We start from the raw sequence: 22,445 nt of genomic DNA on the forward strand, positions 1-22,445 counted from the left end.
TTGGCAGACAATATAGGATCGCCCCTCCTCCCACAGCAAGCGGGAAAAGCGCCATCTTCCGTCCAACCCGATGGCCCAGGAAACCAGTCGTATACCACTGGTTAAACGGGTGCATCCTCTGCGATCAGCTCTAAAACTTAAACGCCAGAGACACGATGACGCCGGAGGTCATCGTATCGAAAGTGAAACCGCCGCTGGTGTAGTCCATATCCAGACAACGGTAACCCATTTCGAGAGAAACGTGTGAACTGGCCTGCCAGCCAAGTCCGGCATAGGCCTGCCAGGCGAGATCGGATCCAACGCCAAAACCACCGACATCCGCCCGGCCAACCGCAAACAACCGGTCGGTGAAATGGAACTGTCCACGGAAGCCCACAATCGGATCCACCCAATCGGCCGAACCAGACACGGATTCCGGGATGGAATCTTCGATTTGTTGCTCAATGCGCTGGGCCAGCTTTTTCTCGGCGCGCGTCACGGCTCGACGAGCTTTTTCCAAAGCACGCGCTTTGGCTGCGGAGACCTTTGCCGAGGCGGCTTCCTGAATGACCGCCAAATCTGCCTGCTGCTCGGCAATCCGCGCGGCCACAAGGTCGCGAACGGATTCGCTAACAGGCCCACTGGAGTTTCGAATGAAATCAATGGCCTTGGGAAGATTCGGATGATTCTCAAGCGCTTGACTGATTTTTTGATTCACCAATGTTTCTGCTGCGGCGGTAATTTTCTGCCTCGCCTGGGACTTCACTTCCACGGCGACCTCTGAAACAGTGCTCCGAACGGCGGAAGTGATTTGGGTGACAGCTTTCTCGCTGATGTCCTGCGATAGCGATCGAACCCCGGCACTGTCCACTTCAAAGCCTATGTCGCCATCAAGTCTCATGTAGCGGGCGCCTGCATAGAGATCGAGGTAACCGCGTTCGCCCTCCCAAAGCCGGTAGCCAATGGCGGCTTCAGCCATGATTTGTGTCAGTTCGATGTTCGCGTTCGAGAGCAAGCGTCCCGGGGCATCATCGCCGGCAGACAATTCGAGATACATGCCGTCGAGCAGCAACATCCAGCGGCCATGCTTCACCTCCATCTGCAGGGCGGCGGTCATGTCCAGATTGTTTAAGATGTCCTCAAAGGCCACATCGGTTTCTGCTGTGTAGCCTCGAATGCCAGTCGTCCCCTCCATTCCAGCCAGCCAGCCGTATGGCCGGATGGTGATTTCCCAAGCTGATTTGATGTTGCTCGAAGGGATAACTTCCTTGCTTGATGCAACTTCGGGAGTGCCACCACAGAGACTTGCCAGGGGGCAAATGGCTAACAAGGCAGATGATAAAACGATAGATTTGAGTGAGGTCATGGCAAACTCGGGAGAGCATCGTGGTTGATCAAATCAATAGGGACGTGGTGGAATAACTGGCACTCCGCCTCTGACCGTGCAGAGGACATAGACCGACTGGCCGTTGATGATATAAGGGTAGTAATAACTTCCGCTGCAGTAGTAATAACTCACTCCGGCATAAACGCGGGTGGCGCGTGCAGCAGGAAGACCATACATATAACGGGCAGGATTGCGGGGATCGAAAGGACCCCGCGGATCAAAAACACCTCGAGGATCGGCAATACCGCGCGGGTCGAGCACGCCTCGAGGATCAGCAATGCCGCGCGGATTGCCGGGGCGGTGCCTAGGGGCTGCGTCACTGGATTGAATGAAAACGCAAAGGACCAGAAACATGGCAAGGGACAATCCAATGATGGAACGAATGAGTGGCTTCATGAAGGATGAAAGGTAAAAGTGAAAAGTTCAGTTAATGGGTGATCGACTTATCGGCTTTTGAGCATGGTCACCTTGATGGAGTCCTTGGCCGGACGTTTGGTGAAAAGCGTTTCGTCCACTGAACCATTCAGTTCCCATTTGGAGAAACGGATGTCCCAGACGGGAGAGCCGGAAACGCCAGTAAAGGTCAGCCGGTAGCGGCGTGGCAGCTTGTCTTTTGCTCCCACCCAAAGATCTCCAACGATGCCTTCCTGTTTGAACTGAAGTCGCTGGCAGCGGGTCCAGCCGACCCGCTCCGTGCCGATCACACGGGCAGAAGTGACATTGAGGAAAAGCTGTGTGGCAGCATCACCCGCCAGCAGCTCGGCCACGGGTGGACGGAAGCCAAAACGCTCGTCGACCCGATCCGCAAACTGCTCGATGGAACCGGCCTTGAGCGGCTCCATTGCGTGGTGCTTGAGTTCTGGGTGCATCAGACAGAGCGTTGTTCCATCGAACGCGATCTCACGAGTCTCCTCACCCGCTTGTTGAATCGCGTAGAATTGATTGGGCCGTTTAACCGTGATCTGCATCGGTCCCTTTTCGTGTCCCGCACCAACGCCAAGCGCCGGATCAAGCTGGTGTTTTGCCGTCAACCGAAGGGTTTTGGCGCTTCCGATTTTGGCAGAAACGGCATTCGCGAGTTCGCGCGCGGCGGGTTCAATTTCCGCCTTCACCGTGCTGATGGAAATGCTGAGTGCGAGGCATGCTGCAAGCCACGTCGGCCTGGATGTTCTTGATGTGATGTTCTTCATTTTCATGATGTTCGTCTTGAGGTAAGGGCTGCTATAGAATAGAGCGGACAGGAGGAGCGTCTGTGCAGTGGGCGCAGGCTTGTTGAGTGCTGTCCCTTCATTTCACCTTGGTCACGGCTGGCGGTGCCCACGTGCCCTCTCCGGGAGGCAGGATGGAGGGTGCCTCGATCTTCGGCCAGTAGAGGCGCATGACCATGTAGATGGGACCATTGGGTGCGGGCAGCCAGTTGGCTTCCTTTTCCGCGCCAGGGCTGTCTTTCTGGATATAGACAGTGATCGAACCATCATCATTCGTCTTCATGCCGGGCAGCATCGGCGAATTGATCAGGTAACGATCGATCGGATTTTTGATGAGCAGCTGACTTTTGCCGTCATACATCGTGACTGACCAGAACGCCTTTGCAGGCGGCAGATGTCCCGCTGGGAACGTCAGGGTGTAGTGGTGCTTGGAGGTGTCGATGATCTCGCCATCCGGCAGCCAGCGAGTCATGGGATAGACGGCCTCTTCGGCGTTGTTGCCAAAGATACCCGCCTGCGCCGCAGCGGCACGCAGGAGCCAGTCGCCCTGGTAAAAAGCGCGATCACCGAAAGCCGAGCCGACCTGCCATCCATTGATGCGCTTCCCGATCGTTCCCATGCGCGCCTGCACGCTCGACATGCCGGCTTTCACGCCTTCCAAGGCGGCTGCTTTGTGCTCGGGTGGAAGATCCTTGAAGTCAAACTTCTTCCCTGGGCCAAGACCTATACGGGCGAGCTTGGCGCGGATGTCTGCTTCTTCCGGTCCAGCCGGTGAGAACTGCATGACGAACTCCAACAGTTCGAAGAAATGGGCTTTGGCCAGCTGCTCGTTGCTTTTGGGGAAATCAATCGCAGGGGCGGCGGGCGGCGCGGGCTGCTTGAGATATGCGGAGAGGGACTTCACCTGATAGCCGTCTTGAATTCGGCCAACATTCGCCATGTCATCAGGGCCGAAGAGTTGCGTGCGGAAGATGGCAATGGTGAACTGAGACGAGGAGCGCAGCACGCCTTTGATCCCGGCGGGAACTTCGCCCTTCCAGTCGGGCCCGGCGACGAGGTAATCGCCCGTTTCGCTGCCCGTCGCGCGGCTGCCGATATAGCCATAGTTAAAGGTGTTCCAGTCGACGAACTGGATGGAGTAATAGCGCTCCTTTTCCACGGCCGGAACGGTGACGACGTAGGGCTCAGCCCGTAAGTCGAGGCAGACAAACGAATACGGTGTGTCGCTGTTCGGCACGATGACCGCCGTGTCCTCGTAGGTGAAGACTCGGCGGCTATGCACAAGCTCGCCAATGGGGCTCTTGTATTGGGAGGAGCCTGGATCCATCCAGAATTCGTAGCTGGCCGTGTAAGCCATCACGAGCGGCAGGCCGTAGGCATAGGCCTCCTCAGCAATGGCCTTCACGTCCTCGACCGCAGGCAGATCAGCCTGAGCAGCGCTGGGATGGGCAATGCAGAATCCGGCGAAGCTTGCCGCTAGGAACAGGTTCAGTCGTTTCATGGAGTATTCAGGGGCTTGTGGAGGCGGCTTTCTTCATTGATTCAGGTGGATCATTTCACCGCCACCCTGATCTCTGGAATGCGGCCGGTGACGGCAGTTTATTTTTGCTCGACCGTCACTTTGAAGATCTTGCCGGTAAACGTGCTTGGCAGACCCGGTTGATAGTCGGGCGAAACGTTGGTTTCCGCATCAATCCCTACATCCGCGCCTTCATCGGCGGAGAAGGCGAAGGGTTGCGTTTTCGGGATCTGCGCCTCAGCGACTTTTTTGCCATTCACACTCAGAATCGATTTCCCGCCAGTGCCGGGCTTGGCGGCGTCCGGAATGAACTCATAACCCAGAATGTGCTTGCCCGCTGCCAGGGGCTCGTCGCCGCCGATGTTGGTGCGCTCAATGGCAAACCAGTTGTATTCGTGACGCGGTTTGCCGTCCTTGAGATAGAGGGTCCATCCGCCGAAATAACCGGCCTGCGCGATGATCACTCCGTTTGCCTTGCCCTCGGGAATTTCAATTTCGGCTTCGATGGTGTGATGCCGGCCCTTCACGTTGATGAACGCGTTTTCCATCATCCCAATCATGCCGGGATAGACGGTGAGCGACTTGCGACCGCCGAGCAGATCAGGACGACCAGCGATCTCGGGATCAAAGCGCTCGGAGCGACGATCGTCGATGGGCAGCACGTGGTTGCGTTCGGCTTCCTTGAGAAAGACTGCCTGGAGTTCCTTGAGCTTCGCGGGGTTTTCAGCGGCGAGGTTGTCGGCCTGACTGAAGTCGTCATCGACCTTGTAAAGCTCCCACACGTCGTCTTTCACCGACGGCAGCGGAACCATGAGCCATGGGATCGAGTGCCGTGTGCAGGCGACCCAGCCCTCGTGATATATGCCACGATTGCCGAACATTTCGAAGTATTGCGTTGTGCGCTGGTCGGCGGCATTCGGCGCGTCGGCGGAGTAAAGCATCGAGATACCATCCATCGGGCGCTGCGCAATGCCGTTCACGGTTTTCGGTTGTGGAATCTTCGCCGCCTCCAACGCGGTCGGAGCGACATCAATGACATGATGAAACTGGCTGCGGAATTCGCCCTTGGCCTTGATGCCCTTCGGCCAGTGCATCACCATGCCATTGCGCGTGCCGCCGAAGTGCGAAGCCACCTGCTTGGTCCACTGGAATGGCGTATTGGTCGCCCAGGCCCAGCCGATGGCAAAGTGCGGGAAGGTGGTTGGCCCGCCCCAGGTGTCGATATGATCCATCATCTGCTCGGCTTTGCCGACGATCCCGTTGAGCGCCATCATTTCATTGTAAGTGCCTTCCGGGCCGCCCTCAGCGCTGGAACCGTTGTCGCCGACAATGTAGAAGAATAGCGTGTTGTCCAACTCACCAATTTTTTCGAGCTGCGCCACCAGTCGGCCCACCTGATCGTCGGTGTGCGCGGCAAAGCCAGCGAAGGTTTCCATCTGACGCTCGAAGAGTTTCTTTTGCTGCTCGCTCATGCCGTCCCATCCCGGGATTTCCTTGGGCCGCGCGGTCAACTTGGTGCTCGCCGGAATGACGCCCATCTTTTTCTGGCGCTCAAAAGTCTCCTCGCGCAGCTTGTCCCAACCGCCGTTGAACTGGCCTTTGTATTTTTCGATCCATTCCTTTGGCGCGTGGTGCGGGGCGTGTGTCGCGCCAGTGGCGAAATACATGTAGAACGGTTTGTCCGGCGTGAGCGTCTGTTGCGCGCTGACCCATTGGATCGCCTTGTCCGTCATGTCGACAGTGAAGTGGTAGGTCGGCGATAGCACGGGTTCCGCGCGAGCCACGCCGTCGAAGATCGCGGGTGCCCATTGGTTGGTCTCGCCACCGATGAATCCGTAAAACTTATCGAAACCCGAGCCGGTTGGCCAGCGATCAAAGGGACCCGAAACGGACACCTCCCACGGCGGCGTCTCGTGGTATTTGCCAAACGCGCCGGTGCTGTAGCCGTTTTGCCTGAGGATCTCGGCAAGCGTTGAAATCTCGCGGGGACGGATGCCGGTATTGCCGGGGAAACCCGTCGCCAGTTCCATGATCGCACCCGCGTTGTTGGCATGATGATTATGGCCCGTGAGCAGTGCCGTGCGGGTCGGACTGCACAGTGCGGTGGTGTGAAAGCGATTGTAGCGCAGTCCGCTGCTTGCAAGCTTCTCCAGCGTCGGCATCTTGATTGGCCCGCCAAACGCGCTACTGGCACCAAAGCCAATGTCATCGATCAGCACGATGACCACGTTCGGTGCGTCCTTAGGAGCGGTCACCGCGAAGCGCGGCGGTGCCGTTGCATCGCGCGCATCGAGTGTGGCAATGCTGGCTGGCTGCGGCTCTGGAATCGGCAGAGAGGTGCGGTCGAGTGTGTCGGCTTCGGCATCAATGTTGGCTGAAAGCGTCAGGATTATCCCCAATGCGAGGCCGAGGAGGGCGAGAGGTGGTTTTGATTTCATGGAGGATGATGGGAACCCAGATAGGATGCTCGAAAGCTCAGCTGGGATGGAAGCGAGCCAGGGGAATCCAGCGATTGAAAGACCGGTCGCCACCCTGAGTCATTCGCACTCTTTTGCCTATGGCCCCTTGGTGCCAAAACTTGCCATATTTTGGGCTATCCCGTAAATCGATCAACCGATGTCACTGAGCGCCTCGCGAACCTGCTCGAGAAACATTTCATCCTCGAATGGCTTCAATAAAAAAGCCTTCGCTCCATTTTCCATGGCAGTCGCCTGCATGCCCGGCTGCTCGCGACCCGTCATGACGATCACTTGAGTGTCTGGCGCGATGCGACGCAGTTGAGTCTGCACCACAAGACCATTCTCCTCGCCCAGAAAAACGTCTAAAATCGCAAGCTTGATCTCATGTTCGTGAACATGTGCCAAAAACTCGGCAACATGTTGAAAACTCGAAGCCGCGAATCCACCCGATTCCAGAAGATGAACGATCGAACGAAGCACCGAGGCATCGTCATCAAGAATACAAATCGAAGGGGGATTGATGAGCATGGCGGCACCGATGATACGCCTGTGTGGTGTCAGTCGGCTTTAAGCCTTTTCAGGCTGATTCGCCATGGCCCCTTGGTGACAGCTCATAGAGCGGCTGCACCCCGGCCTGTTGCGCCAATCGGGTTAACTCTGCCATGGAACAAACCCCGAGCTTCTCCATCACACTGCTGCGATGCCGCTTCACCGTGCGGATGGCCACGCTCAATTGTTCGGCGATCTGCTTGTTCAACAGTCCGGCGATCAGTAGACGAAAAACCTCATATTCTTTGGCATTCAATTGCGCGACCCGCGCACGAGCTTCCGCCCTGAATCCCCGCTTTTGGCGGGTCGCTGCGGAATGCGCCAACGCCTGCTTCACCGCCTCCAGCAGCGCATGGTCATCAAATGGCTTGGGCAAAAAATCAACCGCCCCGTGTTTCATGGCCTTGATGCCCATCGGAATGTCTCCATGACCAGTGATGAAAACGATCCTCTCGAACCGGCCTTCCGCAGCCAGCCGCTCCTGCAAGGCCAGCCCATTCAAACACGGCATGCACACATCCAGCACCAGACAGGCAGGCCCGGAATGAGGAGCAACCGCCAAAAAGTCCTCCGCACTAGGGAATTCTTCCGAATCAAAGTCCGCGCTCTCCAGCAGGTTGGCCAGACTCGAACGAACCGAGGCATCATCATCAACGATGAAGACTTTTGCGGCCTCTGGTTTCATGACAAAACCTCCTCACTCACCGGCAGATTGAATTGAAAACACGCACCCCCTCCCGGCGCGTTAAAACAAGTTAGCTCGCCTCCGTGCGCATTTACAATGCCGCGCGCAATTGCCAGTCCCATGCCCATGCCATCCCGCTTGGTCGAAAAAAATCGCTCGAAAATCTGCGTTGGATTCTCCACCGGCAATCCCGGCCCATGGTCCCGCACCCTCACCATCAACCCCTCCTTCTCCACATGCGTAGAAATGACGACACGCCGATCCTCGAGAGGGGTTTCCTGCATCGCTTCGCACGCATTGATGATCAGATTTAGCAAGACCTGCTGGATCTGCACCGCGTCCGCATCCACCGTCGGCAGCACTTCATCCACCTCCCGATGAAGCACGCAATGCCGCGCCACCACATCCGCCGCCGCCAATCCAATCGTGCTGTGGATGATCTGCCCCATCGACACCGACAAACGCTCTTCCTCACCCTTGCGAACCATGCTGCGAATCCCTCGGATGATTTCTCCCGCCCGCATTCCATCCGCCGCCACCGCCGTGAAAAGCTCATCCATTTTCTGAAAACTCGCGCGCTCATTCGCAATGAAACGCCGACCCGCCGCCGCGTTGTTGACGATGCCAGTAAGTGGCTGGTTGAGCTCATGCGCCAGCGATGCCGCCATCTCCCCCATCAGAGCGACCCGACTCAGGTGGGTCAACTCTGCCTGTTGATGACGCGCCGCATCCTCCGCCTTCTTTTGTTTCGTCACATCCATCGACACCCCCAAAAGCCGCGTGACCGCCCCCCTTTCATCCAGTGCACACCGCCCCCGGGCCACCAGCCATTTCAACGTCCCATCCGCCATCCACAGACGATATTCCACCCGATAAGATCCTCCACGTTTCACCGCCTGGCGGATTGCCAGATCGCGCAACACCCGATCCTCAGGATGCACCCGCTCCGCGAAGCTCTCAAAGCTGATGCGCTCATCCTTTTCAAATCCCAGCAACTGCCGCCCCTCCGCCGTCATCCAGATCGAATCATCGGCCAGATTCCAATCCCACATCGCCAATCCGGCACTTTCCGCCGCGAGACCCATTCGCTCCTCACTTTCCCGCACCGCCCGCGCCAGCGATGCTGATCGGATCACATCAAAGCTCAATTCAAATCCCATCGCCGCAACGATCGCCATGAACGGGATACTGATAAAAAAAGGGAAGTTGATCACCCCCGCATTGATCAGAACGGAAGCCCCCTGGGCCATGATGACGAAAAACACCATGCCGCCACCGACCACCACCGCGCGCCGCCGTCCCTCTAAAGTCCCCTTTCTCCACAACCTCAAAGAGGCATCCACCACAAAAACCAGCATCAACAGTGAACTCAAATAAGGAAGCACCAGCCACGGACTGGGCTTCCCCATCGGCATCGACACCATCTCGCCAAGAAACTCAAATTGTCGCAGGCCGGTGATTTCACTAAATGCCAGATTGGGTTGCAGAAAGAAATTGGGAATCAAACAAAGCAGTCGAAGCACCGCAGCCACCACCCCCAACCACAATCGCGCCGTTCCAAAGTAGAGATGAACAAACCCCACAATCGCCGTCACCAAAAACACCACCGGCACATGCCCCAACCGAATTGCCCGCGACGACTCCTCCATGGTCGTTGCCCTCATGATGGACAACTCCGCCGCCGCCATCCACGCCACCGAAAAACCCGCCAGCGCGAAAAACAGATTCACCATCGATCCCGCCCCCCGCTGTCGAAGACCGATCACCAGATGCGGCAACGCCATCGTGAGACACGACGCCGCCACCATCGACCAAATGACTGTAGTCCAACTCACCGTGGAAAAATAAAGATAAGAAAATCATATTGCCGCACTGCTTCGACGCAAACTCCAATTCCAGTGATTAGAACATAATTTACTCGATGCATTAGCGCCTCTAATTACGCTTACTTCGAAGCCCTCGAAGGACCCCTGAAAGCTAAGAACTTCATGTGATCAGGCAAACGTAGAAATGAATCTGTTTCTGCGCATTGCCTTACGCAAAGGATTAAAGCGTCAACCCCGCGCGCTGCGGTGCCGGTCGCAAGTTCACGATTGCGCCGCGCGGTTGGCCCTGCAAGCGTCGGGAATTGTCGATGCCAGTGTATTGGTTGAGGGTATTGGTGGTGTATTCGGCTCCGCCGGATTCATTGCCAATGTAGCCGTGTATGGTGCCGATCCGGTGCCGATGTCATCAGAGGCGTATTCACGAAGTCTAAATTCTCTCCGAGTCATCGCCATCTACCTACCGAAACCAACGAAAAATCCGCCCCAACACTCCTTCGCGTTCGCTTCTTGGTCGTTCGGCCACAGGAACGGCCCCGCCATGCAAATCGCAGAATCCTTGGGGCACCATTTCATAGGGCAACTCATCGGTGTAAGCATGACCATGGGCTTGGCATCCGGCGGTCGCGAGTCTTCCACTAATCCGGCATAGGTTCACTTGGGCTTCCACCGGCTCGGCTTCGGCCACTTGGGGTTTGTAGTTCAACTCCAATGCCTTGTTCATCACCTCGCACCAGACGGGCAAGGATAACCGCGCTCCATAACCTCCTGCCATGATGGTTTTCGGTGAATCGAAGCCGACCCATACGCCACAAGTCACTTCACCGGTATAACCTACAAACCAAGCATCGTTGTAGTCATTGGTGGTGCCCGTCTTCCCACCTGCGCGGGCTTTGAATCCATACTGCGATCTCGCTGCGGCACCGGTTCCTTCATCCATGATGCGTTCCATGATGGTTCGAGTTACTTTGGCCACGCCGGGCGGCAACACTTCGGTCTCCAACACTGGCGTTGAGTAAACGGCTTCTCCGGCACTGTCATTGATGCGCTTGATCAAAAAGGGACGACGTCTCACGCCATGATTTGGATAGATCGACATCGCACTCGTCAACGCCCGCAAGTTCGATCCCATGTTACCAATGTAGATCTGCGGCGTCCTTACTTGTGGCTCACCTAATCCGGCCTGTCTCAACACATCAATGACGCCATCCAATCCTGCATGGTTCCCCACCCGCACCGACATCGCATTGCGACTGCGCACCAATCCTGTCGCGACCGTCTGCCAGCCCATGAATTTGCCATCGGCGTTGCCCGGACTCCAGTTCGTGTCTGAATCCCGCAACTCACCCGGACGCATGGGTGCATCCTCCACGAGCGTCCCCGGAAGCAAGCCATGCAGAAATCCGGCAGAATACACAAAGGGTTTGATGGTCGATCCAATCGCACGCGTGCTTTGCATCGCACGATCGAAGCGGCTCTGCGTAAAGTCTCTGCCCCCCACCACCGCCAGAATCCCGCCCGTGTGGTTGTCAATCGCCAGCAAGGCCCCCTGCAGATACGGTGTGCTTGAAGGCTCCTCGCCGTTCCATTGAGCATCAAATGTCGCTTTGCTGGCGTGCTTGAACCCGCCCTCGGCTTCAATCGATTTCAAATGCGTCTCCAATCCATCGGTTGCCGCCTTCTGAAGATCGAGATCCAAAGTCGTGTAGATCTCCAACCCACCATCTTCAATGTCCTGCTCTCCCAACACCTGATCCAAGTCCCGGCGCACGGCCTCCATCATGTAGTTGTCCTGCGTGCGCAAAACCGGCTGGGCCGCCGGCACCATGTCCTCCTGCTTCGCAGCAGCCGCTTCGGCCGCCGTCAGGTATTTTCGCTCCACCATCCTTGCCAACACGGTGTCCCGTTCCTTCAATGCACCCTTCCAGTTTCTGAATGGCGAAAAGCGGTTGGGACTGCGAATGATCCCCGCCAGCATGGCCCCCTCACCCACCGACAAGGCACTCGCCGGTTTCGCAAAATAAGCGCGACTCGCCCGTTCGATCCCATACATCCCCGTGCCGAAGAAGATCCGGTTTACATACAACTCCATGATCTCGTCCTTCGATTTCGCCCGCTCGATGCGGTCGGCGAGCATCGCCTCCACGAGCTTGCGATGCGCCGTCTTCGCGCTCATGTCCTCAAAACTGTTCCTCGCCAGCTGCATGGTGATCGTGCTCGCCCCCTGCACAAATGCCCGTGCCTTGACATCGCGGTAAATCGCCCGCGCCACCCCGATGTAATCCACCCCACTGTGCTCATAGAATCGCGAATCCTCCCGCGCCAGCAAAGCCTTGGTAAAATTCGGCGACACCTGCGCCAGCGGCACCACCACCCGGTTCTCCCCATGCAGCTTCCCGATTTCCCTGCCTTTCACGTCGTAGACCACCGACCTCTCGCGCATCTCGCCCAATTTCGACAGATCATACTTCGCCGCGATCCGACCATAAAACACCAGCATCGACGCCGCTCCGGCCATCATCAACAACAGCGCCAGCAGCACCAGTTGCAGAAAAATGCGTCGCGCCCGTCTTTTCGGACGCACGTTGGAGGAGGGGGCGGGTGGCACAAATTCGTCAGACATGATTGCTTTATTTTCTTCCTCCACCTTAACATGACCCGCTTCCACATGCGCGAAGTTGTGATGAAATCTCCATGAAAAATTCGCGAACCACGCCATCGTCCATCCCTACCATCATGTCTTCCGCCGCCCCGCTTCCCGAGTCCGTCATTGCCCTGGTTCGCGCTGCATTGGAGGAAGACATAGGAATGGGAGATCTCACGTGTCAGTATTTTGTGCCGGAAGATGCCACCACCAAGGCCCGCATCTTTGCCAAGGAATCGGGCGTCGCCGCCGGAGTGGATGTCGCCGCTGCGGTGTTCGAGTTGCTCGATGAAACCCTGTCAGTCCACATCGAAAAACACGACGGCATCCCCTTCGAACCGGGCGACACCATCCTGCAAATCGCCGGTCGCACCACCAGCATCCTCACCGGCGAGCGCACCGCCCTTAACTTCCTCCAACGCCTCTGCGCCATCGCCACCAAAACCCGCGACTACGTCGAAGCCGTCAAAAACACCCCCACCAAAATCCTCGACACCCGCAAAACCACCCCTGGCTGGCGCTGGCTTGAAAAACACGCCGTCACCTGCGGCGGCGGCACCAATCACCGCATGGGTTTGTATGACATGGTGATGGTCAAAGACAACCATCTGCTCGCCGAAGACCAGCAGGACGACCTGCAAGCCGCCATCGACCAGGTCAAAGAAAATCATCCCAGCGTCCGCATCGAACTCGAAGCCGACACCATTGAACAAGTCGGACGCTTCCTCACCCTGCGCGGCGTTGATGTCATCCTGCTCGATAACATGACTGACATCGAAATGCGCCACGCCGTCACCCTCAACCGTGGTCGTGTCCAGCTCGAAGCCAGCGGCGGCATCACCATTGAACGTCTCCCCGTCATTGCCTCGACCGGCGTCGATTTCATCTCCGTCGGTGCTCTCACCCACGCCATCAAGTCCCTCGACCTGTCCCTCGAGTTGCTCGAAAACTGAATCGCATTCCCCTTTTAGCCTTTCGCCTTTATCCTTTATCCTTTCTGAGATGCAGCTGCCTTCCGAACCTCAAAAAAATCTCACCGTCCAAGGTTGGGTGCGCACCCGACGCGACTCCAAAACCTGCACCTTCATCGAGCTCAATGACGGCAGCTCTCTTCGTGGTTTGCAAATCGTCGCCGACAACTCCCTCGCCTGCGCTCCTCTTTACCCGCAAATCCTTACCGGTGCCTCCCTGCGCGTTACCGGCGACCTCGTCCCTTCTCCCGGTGCCAACCAGGCCCTCGAACTGCTCGCCACCGACATCGAAATTCTCGGCCCCGCCGACTCCACCTACCCGCTGCAAAAGAAAGGTCACACCACCGAGTTTCTGCGCACCATCGCCCACCTGCGACCACGCACCAACCTGCTCGGTTCCGTCTTTCGCGTGCGTTCCCGAATGGCCTACGCCATCCACCAATTTTTCCAGGAGCGCGGTTTCTTCTACATCCACACGCCCATCATCACCTCCTCCGACTGCGAAGGTGCCGGTGAAATGTTCCGCGTCACCACCCTCCCTACCGGCACCCCCTCCAAACCCGAAGACGACTTCTTCGCCAAACCCACCTACCTTACCGTCAGCGGCCAGCTCCAGGGCGAAGCCTTCGCCTGCGCCCTCGGCAACATCTACACCTTCGGCCCCACCTTCCGCGCCGAAAACTCCAACACCGCCCGCCACGCCGCCGAATTTTGGATGATCGAACCCGAGATGGCCTTCTGCAATCTCGAAGGCGACATGAACACCGCCGAGGAAAACCTCAAATACCTCCTCACCGCCCTCTTCAAAACCTGTCCCGAAGAACTCGAATTTTTTAACAAATTCATCGACAAGACGCTTGTCGCCCGACTGCAGCACACCCTCGACAAACCCTTCCAACGCGTCACCTATACCGACGCTGTCGACATCCTGCTAAAATCCGGCAAATCCTTCGAATACCCGGTCTCCTGGGGCCAAAACCTGCAAAGCGAACACGAGCGTTTCCTCGCCGAGGAACATTTCCAATCGCCCGTCACCGTCTACAACTACCCCAAAACCATCAAACCGTTTTATATGCGCCAGAACGATGATGGCAAAACCGTTGCCGCCATGGATGTGCTCGTTCCCGGCATCGGCGAAATCATCGGTGGCAGCCAGCGCGAAGAGCGACTCGACCTCCTCGAAGCCGCCATGGCCCATCACGACCTGGACCCCGAGAACTACCGCTGGTATACCGACCTCCGCCGCTACGGCAGCGTCCCCCACGCCGGTTACGGCCTCGGCTTCGAACGTTTTCTCATGTTCGCCACCGGTGTCTCCAACATCCGAGATGTCATCCCTTTTGCCAGAACCCCCGGTCATGCGGAGTATTAAAAAATCCTACTCCTACTCTTCCTCCTACTCCTACTTCCTCAGTTAATCGAACTCGTCCTCGACCCATTCGCCCGCCCATGAGACTCCACCTTCTCCTCTCGTTCCTGCTGCTCACCTCGCTAACCCACGCCGCGACCCTGGAGATCGAGCTCATCAGCAACACCACCACCATTCGCGCCAAAGAACCTTTCGAAGTTGGCCTGCGTCTGCGTCATCCACCCTCCTATCACACCTATTGGAAGCACCCCGGCGTCGTCGGCGTGCCCACTCAAATGGAATGGGACCTCCCCAAAGGCTGGAAAGCCGATCCCATCCAATGGCCCGCCCCCAAACGCGTTTTCATGTTCCAAGTTCGTGCCCAAGGTTATCACGACGAAGTCATTCTTCCGATCAAAATCACCCCCGGCCCTGACCTCAGCCCCGGCACCTCCGTCACCCTCAAAGGCAAAGCCGCCTGGATGTGCTGCGGAAGCGAATGCAACCCCGGCAGCAAGGACCTCAGCATCGACCTTCCCATCAGCGTCGAAGTCCCCCGCCCCAACAACACCTGGGCCAAAGCCTTCGCCAAGGCCAAAGCCGACATCGCCCAACCCCTCCAAACCTGGTTGCCCAGCGCCAGCATCAAAGGCAAGGACATCATCGTCCTGCTCACCCTTCCGCCCAAAGACAAGCTCCTCAAAAAACACGCCGACAACATTTTTGAAATCATCTTCTTCACCGAAGACGGCCTCATCAATCCCGACAAGGAACAACGCATCGAAAAACTCAAGGACGGCAGCATTGCCATTCATCTCACCCAGTCCGAATTCTTCGAAGGTAAACTTCCCCCCAACATCGCCGGCATCGTGCAAACTCCGCAGCAATGGACCCCCAACGGCCCCACCTCCGCCAGCATCAATGTGCCGCTGAAGACCCGCTACTGATCAAGAAAGTAGAAGGTCCGTCCCGGGCCTTTCATAAACAAAACAAGGCTCGGGACGAACCTTCTACTTTCGTTTCAACGACAGACTCCCCAGCGCCAACGCGCCCACCACCAGCATTCCCGTCCAACCCAGCCACCGCTCTGCCACCAAGGCCGAACCGGTGAATAAGCACGCCATAATTCCGAGCGTGAGAGCGATCAAAATCGACACCACTCCGCGGCACCACCCTCGCGGAAACCGCAGCACATTGGTCAGCAGACTCCCCAGTCCAAAAAGCACCAACGACCCCACCACCAACCCAAACACCCAAACCATCGGCCACACCATCAACCCAACCCAGCCCCACTCCCGCCACAAAACCATCCCCGCCCAGACAGCCGTCCATCCCCCCACCAGCAAACCTGCCCCGTATCCCAACCAACCAGGCCGCACGTCTTTCGCCTCAAACAACACATCTACATTGCCATCATTTCGGTCGATCATGGCTTCACCTCCCGCTTCTTCACGTTCTCAAACACTGGCTCAAAAACAAACCACTGCATCCAATGTTTCTCCATCACCGGCCGGATCGTCTCACTCCACGCCTGCGCCGCCACCCGCATCGCCCCCTGCTTGTCCCTGCCCACCACCTTCACCCCGATCGCTTCCTTCGCCATCACCCGATAGCGCCGATACCCCATCCGAATGATGAACACCGGATGAATCTCCACCTTCGAAACCAGCGCCAGCAAAAACGGCCCCTGCGGCACCTGCCACTCCACCCCCTCCTTGAACCCCACCTTCATCGGCGACACATCAAACAAAATCCGGTCCCCCTGAATCGCCACCACCCCTCCCTCCGCAATCGCCCCCGCCAGCTCAATCCCCAACATGTTGCCCGGTTCATTGTAATGCACCACAAACTGACCCTGCCGGCTCTTCAACCGGTGCTCCGACTGAAAATTTTGGCTCTTCTGATCCCGCTCCGGTGCCCTTACCATGTGCACCGTGCGCCTGAAATAATGGGCGAACATCGGTGCCGCCACATCATAATTCCCCATGTGCGCCGTCAAAAGCACCGCCCCACCCGTCTTTTCCTCCAATACCTCCAAACACTCCTTCCCGACGATCTCCCAAACGATCACATCCTCCCCGCGCCGCACATGCGAGAGATCCGTCATCGTCCACGCAAAATTCCAAAACACCCGATAAGCCCGCAGCTGATTCACCCAACCCCAACTCCTTGGAATCAACGTCCGCAAATTCGTCGCCACCGCATTCCTCGCCTTCCCACAAACCATCCAGAACAACCCCGTGAAAACAAACATGAACACCGGCTCAATGAACCATGGACAAACCCGCGCCCCCCACTCCAGGTAGCGCAGCCAAAAATCCCCATAAACAGAAAACCGGCGCAAAAATGACATCAGGAAAAATCAAAAGGTGCCCGCCCCCATCACCCCATAACTCAAGCCGATCAACCCACGTTTTTTGAACGACCTCCGCCATCCCCGTTGCTCCACCTCATCGTTTTAAAAAATCGGTGTCCATCTGTGTTCATCTGTGGTTTCTGTTCTCCTGCTCATGTCCGAATCACCCACACCCAGCGCTCCCAAAAAATTCAACCCCGTCCCTTTCGCCTATCACGAGGAGCTTACCCTTGACATCGAAAAACTCACCAACCTCGCCCAGGGCATCGCCCGCGTGAACGGCTGGGTCGTCATGGTCCCCTTCGCCCTTCCCGGCGAACGCGTCCTCGCCCGCATCTACCGCAATCACAAAAACTACTCCGACGCCGACCTCATCCGCGTCATCAACCCCTCTCCTGACCGCATCGATCCCCGCTGCCCCCTCTTCGGCACCTGCGGCGGCTGCCAATACCAAAACCTCCACTACGATACCCAGCTCACCTGGAAACAACAGCAGGTCGCCGAACTCCTCAAACACATGGGCGGCATCGAACACCCCGTCGAACCTGTCATCCCCTCCCCCACCCAGTTCAACTACCGCTCCAAAATCACCCCCCACTTCCAGCAACCCCGCAACGGCCAGATCGCCGAAATCGGTTTCCTCGCCAACGCCAGCCGCCACCGCATCATCGATGTCCCCCACTGCGACATCGCCATGACCCAGATCAACGAAAAACTTCCGGTCATCCGCGCCGATGTCCGTGCCAACCCCCAACGCTACAAACGCGCCGCCACCCTCCTCATGCGCGCCAGTCAGGAACACGTCCTCACCGAATCCGGCCACATCGCCGTCGAAATCGTCAACGGCATCCGCTTCGAATTCAAAGCCGGCGACTTCTTCCAAAACAACCCCTACATCCTCCCCGCCTTCGTCGATCACGTCGGACGCGAAGCCGCCGCCAGCGGTGCCACCCATCTCCTTGACACCTACTGCGGCTCCGGCCTCTTCGCCCTCACCTGCGCCAAACATTTCCAATCCGTCACCGGCATTGAAATCTCCGAAAGCGCCGCCGCCCGTGCCGCCCACAACGCCCAGATCAACCAAATCACCCACGCCACCTTCCAGGCCGGCAGCGCCGAACACATTTTTAAAGACATCACCCACCCTGCCAGCGACACTGCCGTCATCGTCGATCCCCCCCGCGCCGGCTGCGGCGACGCCTTCCTCGACCAGCTCTTCGCCTTCGGACCGCGCAGCGTCGTCTACGTCTCCTGCAACCCCGCCACCCAGATGCGCGACCTCACCAAATTCCTGCAATCCGGCTACACCCTCGAAAAAGTCCAGCCGTTCGACCTCTTCCCTCAAACCCGCCACCTCGAATGCGTCATGACTCTGGTGAAAACTTCCACTCCGACCACCGCAACCAGATGACCCATCGATAGAGAAACCTCGTTCGCCTCTGGTCACGCTGAAGTTTCGCGATTGACACCACGATCAATCACTGACACCTCAACAACCGTCAGGCCGCAGCGACTCGACTCTCTCCACCATGCAGCCCATCGCAAAACCCACCTGGATTATTTATCCGATCGCCGTCCTCTGTGTGATTTTCAGGGCTCCCGATCGACTCTTCAACCCCCAACTGTGGGCCGAGGACGGGCCGATATTCCTGAGGGAATCCGTCCACGAAGGCGGCGGCTCCCTGTTCGACACCTACGCTGGTTACCTCCATTTGCTTCTGCGTGTCGTCGCCCTGTTCGGTCGATGGTTGCCCCTCGAATGGATCCCCGCGTTCTTCTACTTTGGAGCCATGACCCTTCTGCTGTTCGGCATGTGGCTCATCCACAACAGCCGCCATGACCTTCCCGCCCATGCCAAATCCCTCATGGCCCTCTGCCTTCCCCTCGTCATGTTCCCCGGAGCGACCATGTTCAACCTGACCAACGCCCAGTGGTTTCTCGCTCCCGCCCTGCTCTTTCTCCTCCTCCAGAAAAGCGCCATCACCGGCAAACAAACCGCCCTGGACGCCCTGTTCATCCTCTGTCTCGGCCTCACCGGCCCCTTCATCATCCTGTGGCTTCCACTCCTGATGCTTCGTCCCCTGATGCATCCATTTCGCCGTTCGGATCTGGCCATTTTCGCCCCCGCCATCATCACGGCCACGATCCAACTTATTCTGTTGCTCAACAGCGAACGCATCGAAACCGGCGCAAAAACCAATGGCATGCCTGCCATGATGGAACTGCTCACGGTCACCACCCTGCTCCCCTGCTCCCACTTCTTCTTCGGGAGTCTCGCTCCCTATTCCCCCCTCATCTTGGGAATCATCGGTTGTCTCATCACCCTGTGGCTGGCTTGGTTGGTGGTCCGACTCCCCCGCCAACCTGCCCTCATGGCCCTCGCACTGGTCGGAGCAGGCATCGCCGTCGTTATCGCCGGTGCCTTCAGTTGGGGTGAAGAGAACCTCTCATTGATGCTGCCCGGTGGGGCCGGCGAACGCTATTATGTCCCGCTGCTCATCTTCGGCAGCCAGACCTTGGTCCTCCTCGCCTTTGCCTCCTCTGCCCTATCGACCACCCCTTTCCGCGTTGTCCTTTTCGCTGTGACCCTGTCGACCGTCAGCACCTTCAGCGTTGCCCCAATGAAAAACTTCAAATGGCAAGAACGCGTCTACAACGCCATCCACATTCCAGGAAAATCCCGCCTAAAGATCCACCCAAGCAGCGATTGGGACATCAGCGTCTACCCCCCTTCCCAGAAACCTTCAGGCTTGCTGCTCGCCAAGGACTTCACCATCAAAAGATCCAAACCACGCCCTCCCGAGGAATCAGAATCTTCTCCCTGAAGTGACCACCTCACTCACTTCCTCCTCACAAAAATCCACAGCCAAACCCCAGCCACCAGCAACACCGCATCGCGCAGCAGCGCATCCACAATCGCCGTCTCGCCACCCCCGCCAAAACATCCGCACTCCACGTCCAACCCGCGCGACCACGCCACGCCCAGCGCGACCGCAAATCCCACCAACGCCGCGTTCAACACCAGCAAACCACCGCGTCTCATCACCCCCGTCACCACCGCCAGCCCGGCTAAAATCTCCAGCCACGGCAACCCCAGCGCCATCCACGCCGCATACGGATCAGGCAGCATCTGAAACGAGCGCACACTGATCAGAAACCGCCCCGGATCCAGCGCCTTCAAGACCCCGGAGTAAACAAACACCCCTCCAAAACCCAGCGCCACCGCCCGGTAAACCCAGCGTTTCCAGCCCGCATCCCAAGACATTTCCATAAAAAACCTTACGCAAACGCCGCCATAAACGCCGCATCCAAAGCCAGCGTCTCATTCACGTTCGTCTGCAAATGCGATTGCAGCTTCCTCAACTCCTTCAACCTGCGCGACAACGTCGCCCCATCCCAACGCGCCGCCAGCGCCCGCGTCGCCTCTGCATGCTCCGGCAAATCCAGCCGACCCACCCCCACTTGGTGACGCAGCACATCCCCAATCCACGCCAAAAGCAGCTCCATCAACGCCTCGCGCTCCTGACGGTAGCTCGACTCAATCGCCGCCTCCATCCCCTTTTCCCGATCCTTCACCCACGCACTGTCCACATCCGTCGTCTGCTTGTAGAACTTCTTCTCCTCATCAAACTCCGCCTCAAAATGCTTCGTCAAGCGGGTGTGCACCTCCTCCAGAATCTCCTCAAACTCGCTCCGCAATGTCATCGCCCCCGCCAGTGAATCCGCGCCACGATTCGCCATATCACTCAGCAACTCCACCAGCTTCTCCTCCGCCTCTGAGAGCTTCCGCACACTCGACTCCGGCATTAACGGAATCCGAATCACCCGCGACAAAATCGTCTCCAAAAATTGCTGTGGCTGCTCCGACAACAACAAAAACAACGTCCGCGGCGGCGGCTCCTCCAGCGTCCGCAAAAACGCATTCTGCGCCTGCTCATTCATGCGCTCCGCATCCACAAAGATACAAAATCGGTGCTCCTGACCCGACGTCGTCAGAAACAAAAACGGTTCCACCTGTTCCCGGATCGCCTCCACCCGAATCCTGCGCGACTTGCTCTCCGGACGGATCACCTTCGCCCCATGCTGATCCCACAAATCCAGATCCGCATGATGCACCTTCGAAATCAAATTCAACACCCGCACTGCAAATCCCTCAAGGTTCGCCTCCTTCGGACCCGTGATCAAATAAGCATGCCCCAGCCGCCCGCGCTCCTGCGCACGCGCCAGCAACGCCAATGCTTTATCCGCCTTAAATGCCATATCGGGTCCAACCTTCCCTTCTCATAGCCCCCACGCTAGCAACACCCATCGTCTTGTCGAACCCGAACCGAGTAAAATGACCAAATCCCAAGGACCAAGGACGAAGGAAATGTCCAATGCCCAAATCCCAACGCCCAAAAACAACCCGCGCCCTTCGTCATTCGTCATTTCCTTGGTCATTGAAAAATTGCTCATTGGTCATTCTTCCCCCACATTCCCCTCCCATGTCCGCCTCCGCCTCCATCGACACCATCCAGTTCGCCACCCGCGACTCCAAAGACTCCATCGAAAACGGTCTCGCTTTCGCCCCGAAGTTTGACGAAAACGGCCTCATCCCCGCCATCGCCCTCGACCACGCCACCAACGAGCCCCTCATGGTCGCTTACATGAACGAAACCTCCCTCAAGATGACCCTCGCCCTCGGCGAAGCCGTCTACTGGAGCCGCTCCCGCAGCGAAATCTGGCACAAAGGCAAAACCTCCGGCGAATACCAAGTCGTCAAAGAAATCCGCACCGACTGCGACCAGGACGCCATCATCCTCAAAGTCGTCCAGCTGGGCGGTGGCTGCTGCCACACCAAAAACCCCACCTGCTTCTATCGCAAAGTCGACATGGCCACGATAGCATCCGAAGAAACCGCCCCGGTCGCCCTGCTCAAATTGTAATCGCGCGCATACGGTGTCGAGCCACGGATCGTCACCGGCGTCCCCAGCTTCACCACCGAGAACAGCTCGATCGCAAACCCCCGCGGCAGACGGATGCAACCATGCGAAGCCGGCAATCCCGGCTGAGGAATCACGCCCACATGCATTCCGATCCCGCTGTTGGTCAAACGCATCCAATACGGCATTTGCGCCCCCATGAACCGCCCCCCTGGCGGCACCGGATCACGGCCATTGCGCGCATCCGAATTCACTGTCGTGCCATACTCATCCTTGATCACCCCCCAAAGGTTCGAATGCTTGTCGACCACCTTCTCCAAAATCTTGAAACTCCCCGTCGGCGTCGCGTATTTCGGCAACCCCGTCGCCAGATACGACCATCCTGCATCCTCGCCACCGATGGTCACATAAGCAATCTGCTCGTCGAGAACGATGTCCACCTTCACCGGCCCCTGCAACCCCTCACCATACCATTCATACAAAACCGGCTCAGCTTTTGGCAATACCGCCGCCACTCGCGACGTTGAAGCACAGGAAGAAAGCAGCATAGCCGCTCCCGCGAATCCCAACATTAGCCAATTGCCACTCATCATAT

Annotated in this window: 21 protein-coding genes; 7 read left to right on the top strand and 14 right to left on the bottom strand. The window is 57.6% G+C overall.

Translation table 11 applies throughout. The features are described from left to right. Positions 1 to 130: 130 nt before the first annotated feature. Genes FEM03_RS13230 through FEM03_RS13240 form a run of 3 tightly spaced genes read right to left on the bottom strand, consistent with a single transcriptional unit; the run spans position 131 to position 2,397 of the window. A complete protein-coding gene (locus FEM03_RS13230; RefSeq protein ID WP_138086752.1) occupies positions 131 to 1,345 on the bottom strand; it encodes an outer membrane protein in 1,215 nt (404 codons plus the stop codon). A gap of 33 nt (positions 1,346 to 1,378) precedes the next feature. Next, complete coding sequence (locus tag FEM03_RS13235) at positions 1,379 to 1,762, bottom strand: hypothetical protein (protein ID WP_138086753.1); 384 nt, start codon at positions 1,760 to 1,762, stop codon at positions 1,379 to 1,381. Positions 1,763 to 1,809: 47 nt separating this feature from the next. Continuing rightward, positions 1,810 to 2,397: a DUF2092 domain-containing protein gene (locus FEM03_RS13240; protein WP_240772777.1), complete on the bottom strand. Its 588-nt coding sequence runs from the start codon at positions 2,395 to 2,397 to the stop codon at positions 1,810 to 1,812. A gap of 10 nt (positions 2,398 to 2,407) precedes the next feature. Here FEM03_RS13240 and FEM03_RS25170 point away from each other — a divergent pair, with 10 nt between their 5' ends. Then, positions 2,408 to 2,581 (top strand): hypothetical protein, encoded by a 174-nt coding sequence (locus FEM03_RS25170; RefSeq protein ID WP_240772778.1) that lies wholly within the window; start codon positions 2,408 to 2,410, stop codon positions 2,579 to 2,581. 72 nt (positions 2,582 to 2,653) lie between these two features. Here FEM03_RS25170 and FEM03_RS13245 read toward each other — a convergent pair whose 3' ends face one another. From FEM03_RS13245 to FEM03_RS13270, 6 genes are all read right to left on the bottom strand, one after another. Then, positions 2,654 to 4,075 carry a DUF1254 domain-containing protein gene (locus FEM03_RS13245; protein WP_138086755.1) on the bottom strand — a complete coding sequence of 474 codons (1,422 nt, stop codon included), beginning with the start codon at positions 4,073 to 4,075 and terminating at the stop codon, positions 2,654 to 2,656. A 98-nt stretch (positions 4,076 to 4,173) separates the two neighbouring features. Then, entirely contained in the window at positions 4,174 to 6,531 is a 2,358-nt protein-coding gene (locus FEM03_RS13250; RefSeq protein ID WP_138086756.1) for an arylsulfatase, read from the bottom strand. A 171-nt stretch (positions 6,532 to 6,702) separates the two neighbouring features. Next, on the bottom strand, positions 6,703 to 7,080 hold the full coding sequence (locus tag FEM03_RS13255) for a response regulator (protein ID WP_138086757.1): 378 nt from the start codon (positions 7,078 to 7,080) through the stop codon (positions 6,703 to 6,705). A 49-nt stretch (positions 7,081 to 7,129) separates the two neighbouring features. Continuing rightward, positions 7,130 to 7,786 carry a response regulator transcription factor gene (locus tag FEM03_RS13260; RefSeq protein WP_138086758.1) on the bottom strand — a complete coding sequence of 219 codons (657 nt, stop codon included), beginning with the start codon at positions 7,784 to 7,786 and terminating at the stop codon, positions 7,130 to 7,132. Continuing rightward, on the bottom strand, positions 7,783 to 9,621 hold the full coding sequence (locus FEM03_RS13265) for a sensor histidine kinase (protein WP_138086759.1): 1,839 nt from the start codon (positions 9,619 to 9,621) through the stop codon (positions 7,783 to 7,785). Before FEM03_RS13265 ends, FEM03_RS13260 begins: the two co-directional genes overlap by 4 nt. A gap of 448 nt (positions 9,622 to 10,069) precedes the next feature. Next, a complete protein-coding gene (locus tag FEM03_RS13270) occupies positions 10,070 to 12,232 on the bottom strand; it encodes a transglycosylase domain-containing protein (RefSeq protein ID WP_166442837.1) in 2,163 nt (720 codons plus the stop codon). 113 nt (positions 12,233 to 12,345) lie between these two features. On the opposite strand from FEM03_RS13270, the gene nadC reads away from it, so the two are divergent. From nadC to FEM03_RS13285, 3 genes are all read left to right on the top strand, one after another. After that, positions 12,346 to 13,206 carry a carboxylating nicotinate-nucleotide diphosphorylase gene (nadC, locus tag FEM03_RS13275; protein ID WP_138086761.1) on the top strand — a complete coding sequence of 287 codons (861 nt, stop codon included), beginning with the start codon at positions 12,346 to 12,348 and terminating at the stop codon, positions 13,204 to 13,206. A gap of 49 nt (positions 13,207 to 13,255) precedes the next feature. Next, positions 13,256 to 14,596: an asparagine--tRNA ligase gene (gene asnS, locus FEM03_RS13280; RefSeq protein ID WP_138086762.1), complete on the top strand. Its 1,341-nt coding sequence runs from the start codon at positions 13,256 to 13,258 to the stop codon at positions 14,594 to 14,596. A gap of 77 nt (positions 14,597 to 14,673) precedes the next feature. Further along, on the top strand, positions 14,674 to 15,519 hold the full coding sequence (locus tag FEM03_RS13285; protein WP_138086763.1) for a protein-disulfide reductase DsbD domain-containing protein: 846 nt from the start codon (positions 14,674 to 14,676) through the stop codon (positions 15,517 to 15,519). Positions 15,520 to 15,582: 63 nt separating this feature from the next. On the opposite strand, the gene FEM03_RS24430 is transcribed toward FEM03_RS13285, so the two are convergent. Together FEM03_RS24430 and FEM03_RS13295 are read right to left on the bottom strand one after the other, a co-directional pair. Then, entirely contained in the window at positions 15,583 to 16,002 is a 420-nt protein-coding gene (locus FEM03_RS24430; protein WP_166442838.1) for a hypothetical protein, read from the bottom strand. Further along, positions 15,999 to 16,925 (bottom strand): LpxL/LpxP family acyltransferase, encoded by a 927-nt coding sequence (locus FEM03_RS13295; RefSeq protein WP_138086764.1) that lies wholly within the window; start codon positions 16,923 to 16,925, stop codon positions 15,999 to 16,001. The genes FEM03_RS24430 and FEM03_RS13295 overlap by 4 nt, the downstream gene beginning before the upstream one ends. Positions 16,926 to 17,082: 157 nt before the next feature. On the opposite strand from FEM03_RS13295, the gene FEM03_RS13300 reads away from it, so the two are divergent. Beyond that, positions 17,083 to 18,339 carry a class I SAM-dependent RNA methyltransferase gene (locus tag FEM03_RS13300; protein ID WP_138086765.1) on the top strand — a complete coding sequence of 419 codons (1,257 nt, stop codon included), beginning with the start codon at positions 17,083 to 17,085 and terminating at the stop codon, positions 18,337 to 18,339. Between the two features lie 118 nt (positions 18,340 to 18,457). Further along, complete coding sequence (locus FEM03_RS13305) at positions 18,458 to 19,753, top strand: hypothetical protein (RefSeq protein WP_138086766.1); 1,296 nt, start codon at positions 18,458 to 18,460, stop codon at positions 19,751 to 19,753. A gap of 14 nt (positions 19,754 to 19,767) precedes the next feature. On the opposite strand, the gene FEM03_RS13310 is transcribed toward FEM03_RS13305, so the two are convergent. Both FEM03_RS13310 and FEM03_RS13315 read right to left on the bottom strand, forming a co-directional pair. Continuing rightward, the gene (locus tag FEM03_RS13310) at positions 19,768 to 20,199 is read right to left on the bottom strand and encodes a MauE/DoxX family redox-associated membrane protein (RefSeq protein WP_138086767.1); all 432 of its coding nucleotides are present in this window, start codon (positions 20,197 to 20,199) and stop codon (positions 19,768 to 19,770) included. 8 nt (positions 20,200 to 20,207) lie between these two features. Beyond that, the gene (locus FEM03_RS13315) at positions 20,208 to 21,188 is read right to left on the bottom strand and encodes a DNA polymerase III subunit delta' C-terminal domain-containing protein (RefSeq protein ID WP_138086768.1); all 981 of its coding nucleotides are present in this window, start codon (positions 21,186 to 21,188) and stop codon (positions 20,208 to 20,210) included. A 224-nt stretch (positions 21,189 to 21,412) separates the two neighbouring features. Here FEM03_RS13315 and hisI point away from each other — a divergent pair, with 224 nt between their 5' ends. Next, positions 21,413 to 21,853, top strand: a complete 441-nt coding sequence (gene hisI / locus FEM03_RS13320; RefSeq protein ID WP_138086769.1) for a phosphoribosyl-AMP cyclohydrolase — start codon at positions 21,413 to 21,415, stop codon at positions 21,851 to 21,853. Here the strand turns inward: hisI and FEM03_RS13325 are convergent. Next, complete coding sequence (locus FEM03_RS13325) at positions 21,784 to 22,398, bottom strand: L,D-transpeptidase family protein (RefSeq protein ID WP_166442839.1); 615 nt, start codon at positions 22,396 to 22,398, stop codon at positions 21,784 to 21,786. The two genes, hisI and FEM03_RS13325, sit on opposite strands and share 70 nt — an antisense overlap. Between the last annotated feature and the right edge of the window lie 47 nt (positions 22,399 to 22,445).

Source organism: Phragmitibacter flavus, assembly GCF_005780165.1.
In the GTDB taxonomy this organism is placed as follows: Bacteria; Verrucomicrobiota; Verrucomicrobiia; order Verrucomicrobiales; family Verrucomicrobiaceae; genus Phragmitibacter; species Phragmitibacter flavus.